This window comes from Streptomyces sp. sk2.1, assembly GCF_008120935.1.
Lineage (GTDB): Bacteria > Actinomycetota > Actinomycetes > Streptomycetales > Streptomycetaceae > Streptomyces.
In genome coordinates this window covers 1-9,806 of record NZ_RDBO01000001.1, presented here as the reverse complement: position 1 = coordinate 9,806, position 9,806 = coordinate 1, and the positions used below count along the sequence as shown (strand labels likewise).

9 protein-coding genes are annotated in these 9,806 nt (G+C 71.6%); 3 read left to right on the top strand and 6 right to left on the bottom strand.

The window, feature by feature from the left end:
• Positions 1–33: 33 nt before the first annotated feature.
• Both EAO76_RS00045 and EAO76_RS00040 read right to left on the bottom strand, forming a co-directional pair.
• Positions 34–3,525 carry a serine/threonine-protein kinase gene (locus EAO76_RS00045; protein WP_148831874.1) on the bottom strand — a complete coding sequence of 1,164 codons (3,492 nt, stop codon included), beginning with the start codon at positions 3,523–3,525 and terminating at the stop codon, positions 34–36.
• A gap of 172 nt (positions 3,526–3,697) precedes the next feature.
• Positions 3,698–4,087, bottom strand: a complete 390-nt coding sequence (locus EAO76_RS00040; RefSeq protein WP_148831871.1) for a helix-turn-helix domain-containing protein — start codon at positions 4,085–4,087, stop codon at positions 3,698–3,700.
• 77 nt (positions 4,088–4,164) lie between these two features.
• On the opposite strand from EAO76_RS00040, the gene EAO76_RS00035 reads away from it, so the two are divergent.
• Positions 4,165–4,575, top strand: coding sequence for a RidA family protein (locus EAO76_RS00035; protein WP_148831869.1), 411 nt, complete (start codon positions 4,165–4,167; stop codon positions 4,573–4,575).
• Between the two features lie 82 nt (positions 4,576–4,657).
• Here EAO76_RS00035 and EAO76_RS00030 read toward each other — a convergent pair whose 3' ends face one another.
• Positions 4,658–5,269, bottom strand: coding sequence for an FMN-dependent NADH-azoreductase (locus EAO76_RS00030; protein WP_148831866.1), 612 nt, complete (start codon positions 5,267–5,269; stop codon positions 4,658–4,660).
• Positions 5,270–5,438: 169 nt separating this feature from the next.
• On the opposite strand from EAO76_RS00030, the gene EAO76_RS00025 reads away from it, so the two are divergent.
• Complete coding sequence (locus EAO76_RS00025; RefSeq protein WP_148831877.1) at positions 5,439–5,831, top strand: helix-turn-helix domain-containing protein; 393 nt, start codon at positions 5,439–5,441, stop codon at positions 5,829–5,831.
• A gap of 67 nt (positions 5,832–5,898) precedes the next feature.
• Here the strand turns inward: EAO76_RS00025 and EAO76_RS00020 are convergent, their stop codons facing one another.
• The gene (locus tag EAO76_RS00020; protein ID WP_222872122.1) at positions 5,899–6,318 is read right to left on the bottom strand and encodes a hypothetical protein; all 420 of its coding nucleotides are present in this window, start codon (positions 6,316–6,318) and stop codon (positions 5,899–5,901) included.
• Between the two features lie 439 nt (positions 6,319–6,757).
• Here EAO76_RS00020 and EAO76_RS00015 point away from each other — a divergent pair, with 439 nt between their 5' ends.
• Complete coding sequence (locus EAO76_RS00015) at positions 6,758–7,009, top strand: hypothetical protein (protein WP_148831860.1); 252 nt, start codon at positions 6,758–6,760, stop codon at positions 7,007–7,009.
• A 130-nt stretch (positions 7,010–7,139) separates the two neighbouring features.
• Here the strand turns inward: EAO76_RS00015 and EAO76_RS00010 are convergent, their stop codons facing one another.
• Positions 7,140–7,634 (bottom strand): hypothetical protein, encoded by a 495-nt coding sequence (locus EAO76_RS00010; RefSeq protein WP_148831858.1) that lies wholly within the window; start codon positions 7,632–7,634, stop codon positions 7,140–7,142.
• 43 nt (positions 7,635–7,677) lie between these two features.
• On the bottom strand, positions 7,678–9,806 hold a 2,129-nt coding region (locus tag EAO76_RS00005; RefSeq protein ID WP_222872121.1), incomplete at its 5' end, for a serine/threonine-protein kinase.

Sequence of the window (9,806 nt, the reverse complement as noted above, 5' to 3'; positions counted from 1 at the left end):
GTCCCCGTACACCCGGCCCCGGCCGCCGACCGCTCAGGACGGGAAGTCGAACTCCCACAGGCGCATGGTGCCCTCCGTGCCCGCGGACAGGGCGGACTGGGCGTCCGGGGTGACCGCCACCGAGTCGACCGTGCCGATGTGCCCGGCGATCGGGTCGGCGCGCAGACAGCTCCCGTCCCCGAGGTCCCACCAGCGCATGGTCCCGTCCCAGCTCGCGGTGAAGCCGTGGCGCCCGTCCGGGGTGACGGACACCGAGGCGATCGCCCCGGTGTGCCCGGTGAGGACCCGCAGGCATTCGCCGGTGCGCGCGTCGAACCAGCGCGCGTCGGCCTCCCAGCCGCCGAGGAGCGCCCGGCGCCCGTCCGGGGTGAGGGCGACCTCGGTGACGGGCTCCTCGGCCCCGGTCATGACCCGCAGACACCGGCCGGTCCTGAGGTCCCACAGCCGGGCCGTCAGGTCCCACGAGCCGGAGAGTCCGAACCGGCCGTCCGGGGTGAGGGCGACGGCGTCCGTCGTGGAGGTGTGCCCGGTCAGGGTGTGCAGGCACCGGCCGGTGGCCGCGTCCCAGAGACGTACGGTGCCGTCCAGGTGCCCGACGAGGAGACGACGGCCGTCGGGGGTGACGGCGACGGCCTCGGCCGAGCCGTTCCCGTCGGGCAGGACGCGTCCCGCGGCCCCGGTGGTGAGGTCCCAGGTCTGTACGGAGCCCTGCTCGCTCGCAGCGGCACCGAACCGCCCGTCCGGCGTCATGGCCACGGCCTGCACCCGGTAGAGGTTGGGGCGGCCGAAGGGCAGGGAGGCGAACTGCGGGCCTTCGGGACCCGCCCCGGTGAACTCGTACAGGCACTCCGCCGTGGTGAGGTCCCAGAGGCGCACCCGGTTGTCCCACCCACCCGACAGGGCGCGTCGGCCGTCCCCGGTGAGGGCGACGTCGCTGAGATGCCCGTTCTCCTCGCCGCCGATGGCCTTGGCGTGCCGTACGTCGCGCAGGCCGGTCCGGGTGCCGGACGGGCCGATCCGGCGCCACAGCCCGACGACCTCGGGATGGCGGGCGAAACCGGGAACCGCCCCGGCCGAACGGAGGGCGGCCGCCGCGCCCGCCGGATCGTCCGACCCGGCCAGCCGGCGGGACCGCTCCAGGTGCTCCCGGAACGACGTCGCCCGCGCACCGAGATCCTCCGCCCTGCCGGGAGGGCTGTAGCTCCACGGCGCCGGGTCGCCGGATTCGAGCCGGAACCGTTCGATGCCGCCGGTGTACGAGACGACGGCGTCGCGCGGACCGGCGAACGCCACCGCCTCGATGCCCTGGTCGGTGACGGCGAACGTACGCAGACAACGGCCGTCCGTGAGGTCCCACCAGCACATCGTGCCGTCGGCGGAACCCGTCAGCGCGTGGCGTCCGTCGGGGCCGACGGCCACGGACTGCACGGAGTCGAAGTGGCCTTCGAGGACCTGCACGCAGCGCCCCGCGGCGAGGTCCCAGACCCGTGCGGTGCCCTCCGCCCCGCCGGACAGGCCCAGCAGCCCGTCCGGCGACATGCCGGCCGCCCAGATCCACTCGTGGCCCGTCAGGGTGTGCGAGCAACGCCCCGTCGCGAGGTCCCAGCAGCGCACCGTGCCGTCGGAGCCGCCGGACAGCGCCCGGCGGCCGTCCGGGGTCACGGCCACCGACCAGATCTCGTCGGTGTGGCCGGTCAGGACGCGTCGGCACCGCCCGCGAGGCAGGTCCCACCACCGCAGCGTCCGGTCCCGGGACCCGGTCAGGGCGTGTCGGCCGTCCGGGGTGAGCACCAGCGTCGTGACCTGTTTCGTGTGGCCCTTCAGGACGCTCCGCCGCTTCTCCTTCGCCAGGTCCCACCAGGACGGTTCGTTGCCCAGGGGCCCGTCGCACACGAGGGCCGACCCCGCGTCCGGGGTCAGCGCGACGCACAGGATCTGGCCCCCCGAGGAGTCGACCGTGCCGATCCGGGCGCCGGTGCCCAGGTCCCACCGGAACACCTCGTTCTGCGAACCGCCGGACAGTGCGTACCGGCCGTCCGGGGTCACCGAGAGCGAGCGGGCCGAGGTGCTGTGCCCGGGGAGCGTGCGGCCGGGCACGGAACGCTCGACCGCCCCGGTCGCGGCGCGCAGCGCGGCATCGGCCTCGGGATCGGCCGGGCCCGACCGCCCGGCCTCGCGCAGCGCTTCGAGTGCCGCCTGCGCGTCGCCCCGTTCCAGATGCGCGAGCCCCAGCAGATGGAGGGGACGGGAGTCGCCGGGGTGCGCCGACCGCGCCGACTCCAGGTCCCGGACGAGGGCGGTGTCGGTGATCTCCCCGGCCCGCCACCGCGCCAGCCCCCGGTTGAAGGTGGCGCCGGGATGCCTGGGGTCGGCCTCCAGGGCCTTCCGCCAGCACCGGTCGGCCGCTTCCGTCTCGCCGAGGTCGTACAGCGACAGCGCCCTGTTGTTCCAGCCGTCGGCCAGATGCGACACCGTCGGCGCGGCGGCCCTCGGGAAGGGGCGGCCGGTCTCCGCCTCGTGGGCGCGGACCAGCCGGGCGGCGACGGCGTCCATGTCCGGCGGGCGGGAGTCCGGGTCGACGGACAGACACGCGTCCAGCAGCTCGGCCACCTCGTGCGGGATCGGCGGCCGACCGGGCGGGGCGGTCTCCCGGGCGACGGCCCGCAGCGCCTCACCGGCCACCGGACCGGCCATCCAGACGACCTCGCCGAGGAACAGCTCCAGCACGGACGTGGCCCACGACCACATGTCGCTGCGCCGGCCGACCCGGGAACCCGCCATCTGCTCGGGGGAGGCGTACGCCGGGGTCAGCCCGGTCCGGGTGACCAGGACCGACCCGTCCCCGTCCGGTACGACGGGCGGCACCGCACCGGCCGGGGCCGCACCGGCCCGGACGCGCGCCAGCCCGAAGTCGGTGAGCATCGCGCGCCCGTCGGCACCCAGCAGCATGTTCGCGGGCTTGACGTCCTGGTGCACCACACCGGCCCGGTGCGCGGCGCGCAGGCCCCAGGCCGTCTGGATGCCGATGTCGAGGATCTGTTCCACCGTCGTGATCCGGCCCCCGCGCAGCGCGTCGGCGACGCTGCCGCCCTCGGCGAACTCGGAGAAGATCCGCGGCACCCCCGCCACCACGCGCACGTAGTGGCAGGCGCAGATGTACGGGTTCGGCTCCAGGCCCACCCAGACCCGGGCCTCCTCGAGGAACGCCTCGGTGCCCCGCACGCCCGCCCACAGCTCGGGCCGGGGGCTCTTCACCGCCATGTCGTGCTGCCAGCCGAGATGCCGCACCCGGTGGACCTCGCCCATGCCACCGGCGCCCAGCAGGGCGTCCACCCGGTAGAGCCCGGCCACGGTCGAACCGGGGGCCCAGCGCGCAGGGTCGGCTGCGGGGGACGCGGGAGCCGACCCGGACGGAGGCACCGTGCCCCGGTCCGCGTCCCCCGGGGCGGCTCCCTCCACGACCGGGGCCGCCTCGGCAGGAGCCGGGGCGGCCCGCCGGAACGGGGAACGCCAGAAACGCTGCATGACCCTGCGACCACTCCTCGAACCGGCCCCGGAACACGGGGAGTCACCGGCCCCCGTCCGGTCGGTGAATCATCGGGCACCACCGTGGCACGCCCGGCCACCCGGGGTCCATCGCCCGGACGGTGCCGGAACGCACGGACCCCACCGTCCGGCCCGGCCCGAACGGAAGGCCCTACTCGTCGAGTTCCGCGAGCAGCCGCGACTCCTCCCGCGCGTCGAAGTCCTCGCGCGCGCGTGCGATGGCCGGCATGTTCGCCGAGGCCCACGCCAGCAGCACGTCGACGGGAGGCCGCAGGGTCTTGCCCAGCGGTGTGATCCGGTACCTGATCGCCACCGGGCGGGTGGAGAGGACCTCGCGCTCGATCACGCCGTTGCGTTCGAGCCGCCGGAGCGTCGCGGTCAGCGACTTCTGCGTGACCCGGGGAATGGCCCGGCGCAACTCGTTGAAACGGCAGGGGCGTTCGCAGAGCTCGCCCAGGACGCTGAGCGACCACTTGTCGAGGACCTGGTCGAGCAGCTCGCGGTGCGGGGGGCCGATGAGGAGTCCGTCCTCGGTATCCATGGCGAAACCTGGTCTCGTTGAAGTGTCCTTCTGCCACTAAGTAGCTTACGGATACCTGGTTCGAAGGAGGAACACCCATGACCGTCCAGCACTTCACGCCGCGGGGCATGCTGCGGCCGGCCCCGTACCACCACGTGGCCGTGGGCACGGGGACGAGACACGTCCATGTCGCCGGACAGATCGCGCGCCGGGCCGACGGGACCCCGGTCGCGCCCGGCGACCTGGCCGGACAGGTCGCCCAGGCGCTGCGCAACACGTCCGTCGGGCTGGCGGGCGCGGGTGCGTCGTTCGCGGACGTGCTGCGCCTGACGTTCTACGTGACCCGGTGGAGCCCGGAGCGGATCGGTGACTTCATGGCCGGGGTGGAGGCCGTGGCCGAGGAGGTCGGGCTCCGTCTGCCCATGCCTCCGGCCTCCCTCATCGGCGTCGACCACCTCTTCGAGCCGGACGTTCTCGTCGAGGTCGAGGCGACCGCGCTGCTCGACTGAGACGCGAGGCGGCCGTTCGGGGCCGCCGGGCCCGGACTGTCGGTTCCGAGGCCGTCGCCCCCGGGATCGCCGGGCCCGGGCGTCAGGCCAGGAGCGCGGCGTGCTCCCGGGCGGACTCGGCGGCCCGCTCCAGCGACTCCCGTGCCGACTCCTCGGCCAGCGGCACCAGTTCGGCCATGGCGGGGTTGACGGGGGCCAGCGTCAGCTCGCGCGTGATCACCTCGACCGGCAGGCCGAGCACGTCGCCCAGCACCTTCCGCAGGTAGTTGGTGTCGAAGTCGAAACCGGCCCGCGGCGTGCCGGGCCGGTAGGAACCGCCGCGCGAGGACGCGATCACGATCCGCTTGCCGGACGGCGACACGCCCTCGCCGAAGGTCCGCCCCACCAGGAGGATCTGGTCCAGCCAGGCCTTCAGGGTGGACGGGATCGTGAAGTTGTACATGGGGGCGCCGATGAGGACGAGATCGGCCTTCTCGAATTCGGCGATGAGCTCCTCGCGCAGGGCGGGGACGGTCCCGGCGGTGACGGTGGCGGCGTCCAGGTGCGGCACGGGGGTGGCGGCCAGGTCCCGGCGGATGACGCTGCCCTGCGGGTGCGCCTCCTCCCAGCTCTTGCGGAAGGCGTCGGTGACCTGACGGGAGCCGGAGCCCTCCAGCGGGAACAGGGACGAGTCGATGTGCAGCAGAACGGCCATGGAAAACACTCCTCGGAAACGGGTGCGCGGAGGCGCGCGGGGGGTGCGCGGGCACGGCGGACCGGTGCAGCCCGGCACCACACAGCGGCTTCATTAGCTACTTACAAAGTAAGAGTAGCTTACTTTTCGAAAGTGCCGTGGAGGTGGGCGATACCATGGCCGCATGGCGATGGGGCAGCATGATGCGGGGCAGTGCGCGGGCGTGGGCGGCGCGGTGGAAGGTGTCTTCGTCCTTCTGGGCAAGCGCTGGAACGGCGTGATCCTCGCCAGCCTGATGAGCGGTCCGGGCCGCTTCGCCGAACTGCGCCGCGCCGTCAGCGGGATCAGCGAGCGCATGCTCTCCGACCGCCTCGCCGAACTCGGCGAGGCGGGTCTGGTGAGCCGCGAGGTGGACGCCGGCCCGCCGCTGCGCGTCACCTACCGGCTCACTCCCGCCGGCGAGGCCCTGCGGCCGGCCCTGGAGGAGCTGGGCAGCTGGGCCGAGCGTTTCCTCGGAGTCCCCGGGGGAGAGGGCTGCACCGCAGCACGGCAGCCGGAAGCCGCGGACCCCCGGGGCGCGTGACGCCCCGGACGGCCCTGCTTCCCGGGTGCCCGGGGTCGGGTACCGGACGGGACTTCCGGAACACGCTTCAGGAGGTGCCGGGTCCGATCATGCCCATGCACAGGCGGACGTTCAGTTCGGGTGCCCCTTCCACGGTGAAGTAGTGGTCCCTCTTGTTGCGGGGAACCCGCTCGCAGTCGGCCGAAGAACTCCGGCCCTCGATGCGGTTGATGACCACGAGGCCGGAGGGCCGGCACTGCTTCACGGTCCACGCCGTCCCCCCGGGTCCGTCGTCGACGCAATCGCCCCGGTCCGCGTTGTACGCGGCGCCGTCGCCGTGGCGGTACGCCAGGCAGACCGTCACGTCGGGATCGCGGACGGAATAGCGCCACTCGACGTGGTCGACGTAGTTGCACACGCTGCGGTCGGTGGTGTTGCCGAAAGCGCGCAGGACCTCGAAAACGTCACCCCTGTCGCACTCGGCCGACTCGAATTCCATGTCCTGCATGGTTCCGGTGTTGCGAAAGCAGTCGCCTCGGGACACATCGACGAAGGCGTGGCCGGGTTCAGCCGGGTCACCGGACGGGCCCGACCGGCTCGTGGCTCCGGCGCCGCCGGTGTCGTCCCGGTCGGTCGGCGTGGTCGCGATCCACAAGGCGCCGGACACCGCGACCGCCGCGAGGGCGAGGACGGCCGACCACGCACGCCACGAACGCGAGGGCCGTGCACCCGGTTCCGGCCCTGGCCCCGGTTCCGGCTCTGGCCCCGGTTCCGGCTCTGGTCCCGGACTGTTCGTCGCTTCTGTTGTGAAGATTTTTGTGGGGTCGAGGTGGTGTGGTTCGGGGAGGGTGGTGGGTTCGGTTTGGGTGTAGCGGCGTAGTTGGGTGTGTTGTTGTCGGGTGAGTGTGTGGATGGTTTCGGGCCAGGGGGGTGGGGTGGGGGGTGGTGTGCCGATGGTGGTGAGGAGGGTTGGTCAGGGCGTGGTGGAGGGTGGGGCCGTGGTGGAACTCGTAGGCCAGCCAGGGGACTCCGGCGTCGGCGTCGGCGTTGATGACCCGGGCGGTGCGGGGGCTGTGGATTCTTTGTGCGGCGACGGCCTCGCGGCGCAGGCGTTGTCGGAAGGTGTCGTCGTAGGCGGCGAACGTGTCGCGTACGAGTTTGACCGCGACGAGGCCGCCCGTGGGGTCGGAGGCCAGTAATACCCGGCCCATGCCTCCCTCGCCCAGCACCGCGAGGGTCCGATACGGCCCGACCACACGCGGATCGGACGACGCCAGGTCCCACACAGACAGCCTCCTGCGACGATCCTGATCGATTCGGTGAAACGTGCTATTTCACGAGGCCGACCATGTACAGCAACGTGTAGACCCCTGTGTCCTCCATGGTGGGTTCCCCCGCCTTGTCCATCGGGGCAGCAGTGAGATCGACCTGCCACTTCTCGTTCACGAAACGGAAGATGCCTCTGTCGTTCATGGCCTTGCTGAGGCCTTTCTGGGTGAATCCGTTGGACTTGAACTCGTTGAGCGTGGCTGTCACTGCTTCCTTGGGCAAGCCGATGACCTGCGCGGCGTGGACGTTGGTCTGCTGGGGGTTCGAGACCGCATTAGTAATCTTGTATCCGAGAGGCAAGGGGATCTCCGGAGGCCACTCGTCGGGGACCTCGTCCTGCTTCTCCAGGCCCTCTTCCGACGCCTCGGCGGAGGGGGCCGAGGAACCAGCGGTGCTGCCGGACCGGGCCGGGGCGTCCTCCTGCTGATCGGAACAAGCGGTCAGCAGGGCCAAGGAGACGAGGCCGGCTACGAGCGCGGCGCTGGGACGGAACATGGGAGACAGGTCCTTCCGTTGATGAGGGTGGGGGGACGCGGGGTCAGTTCGCGACTGCCTCCGCCTTCTCCAGGGACTCGGCCAGTACCGGCATTCCGCCGGGCCAGCGGATCGACAGCACCGTCGGTGAGGCGGCCGAGGCGAACTCGTCGGTGCCGGACAGCTGAGCGATCCGCCCTGCCGTGAAGGCCGGCAGCGCGTTCAGTTCCTTGCTGGCCAGATCCCGTTCGGCCAACTCGGACGTAGTGGAGTACAGGACGACGACATCGGATTCGAGCCGGCCCAGATCCTTGTAGTCCAGGGTGTACATCATGCCGTTGCCGTCGGAATCCAGCTCGGCCACCGAGTCCGCCGACCGCAGACCCAACCCTTCGAGCACCCGGACGACCGGACTGGCATCGGAGAAGACGTGGACCCTGTTCCGGGGCGGATCGTTGACGACCACCGCGAAGGACGACTCGGCGAGCCCGTGCTGCTCACCGAGTTCAGCCAGCCGGGCATCGGACTCCGCGAGCAGCTTCTTGCCCTTCGCGGCCACGCCCAACGCTTTCGCGGTGGTGGTGATGACGCCCTCCCACGGTTCCGACGAGGCACCCACGGGGCGGGCCACGACCGGCGCGATCGCGCTGAGTTGCTCGTACTGCTCCTCGGTCAGGCCCGAGTACGGAGCGAGAATGAGGTCGGGGTCGGTCGCGGCGATCTGCTCCTCGGGCAATGTCCAACTCGCCGAACTGTCCTCGCTGAAGAGGAGGGGGGCGTCGAGACCTTCGTCCTCGTAGGCCTGCGCGACCCAGGGCAGCATCCCCTTGCCGGATTCGGACTCCTCCTCGGCGATGCCGACCGGGAACGTGCCCAGCGCGATCGCGACCTCGGCAGCGCCCCAGCCCCAGGTGGCCACCCGTTGCGGCCTGGACCGGACGACTGTTTCCCCGTAGGCGTGCTCGACCTTGACGGGAAAGACGTCGGCTGCGGCTTCGGCCGGTTTCTCCGGCGCGGCTTCACCGTCGTCACCGGTGGTCGGCCAGGGGACAACCAGGGCCAGGGCCACGGCGACGGCCGAGGCGACTGCGGCGGCCAGTACGTGCAGGCCGGTGCGCCGTTTCCTCCCGGGTGCTCCGGGTGCTCCGGGTGCTCCGGGTGCTCCGGGTGCTCCGGGCTCTTCGGCAGGGGACGGACCGGTACCGGCGCTCGGTCCCACTTCTGTTGTGAAGATTTTTGTGGGGTCGAGGTGGTGTGGTTCGGGGAGGGTGGTGGGTTCGGTTTGGGTGTAGCGGCGTAGTTGGGTGTGTTGTTGTCGGGTGAGTGTGTGGATGGTTTCGGGCCAGGGGGGTGGGGTGGGGGGTGGTGTGCCGATGGTGGTGAGGAGGGTTTGTGCGTCGGGTCGTTGGTCGGGGTCGCGGGTCAGGCAGGGTTCGATGATGTGGCGTAGTGCGGAGGGGATCTGGGTGAGGTCCGCGGTGGCCATCATGACGTTGTAGCGGGTTTGTTCGCTGGTTGTGCCCTGGAAGGGGTTGTGGCCGGTGGCTGCTGTGGCGAGGAGGGTTCCCAGGGAGAAGATGTCGCTGGCGGGGGTGAGGTCGGGCAGGCCCATTGCCTGTTCGGGCGACATGTATGCCGGGTTGCCGATCACTGTGCCGGTGCGGGTCACGGTGATGAGTTGGGTCCGGTCGGGTGTTCCGGTTGTGGGGCCGGTTGTGGGGTTGGTCGGTCTGGCGATGCCGAAGTCGATGACCACGGGTCCGTTGTCGGTGAGCAGGACGTTGGCGGTCGACAGGTCGCGGTGGATGAATCGGGCGGTGTGGATGTCGTGCAGGGCGGTGGCGAGTCCTGCCGCGAGGTGGAGCACGGTGGTTTCGGGCAGTGTCGTGGTGGTGGTCAGGGCGTGGTGGAGGGTGGGGCCGTGGTGGAACTCGTAGGCCAGCCAGGGGACTCCGGCGTCGGCGTCGGCGTTGATGACCCGGGCGGTGCGGGGGCTGTGGATTCTTTGTGCGGCGACGGCCTCGCGGCGCAGGCGTTGTCGGAAGGTGTCGTCGTAGGCGGCGAACGTGTCGCGTACGAGTTTGACCGCGACGAGGCCGCCCGTGGGGTCGGAGGCCAGTAATACCCGGCCCATGCCTCCCTCGCCCAGCACCGCGAGGGTCCGATACGGCCCGACCACACGCGGATCGGACG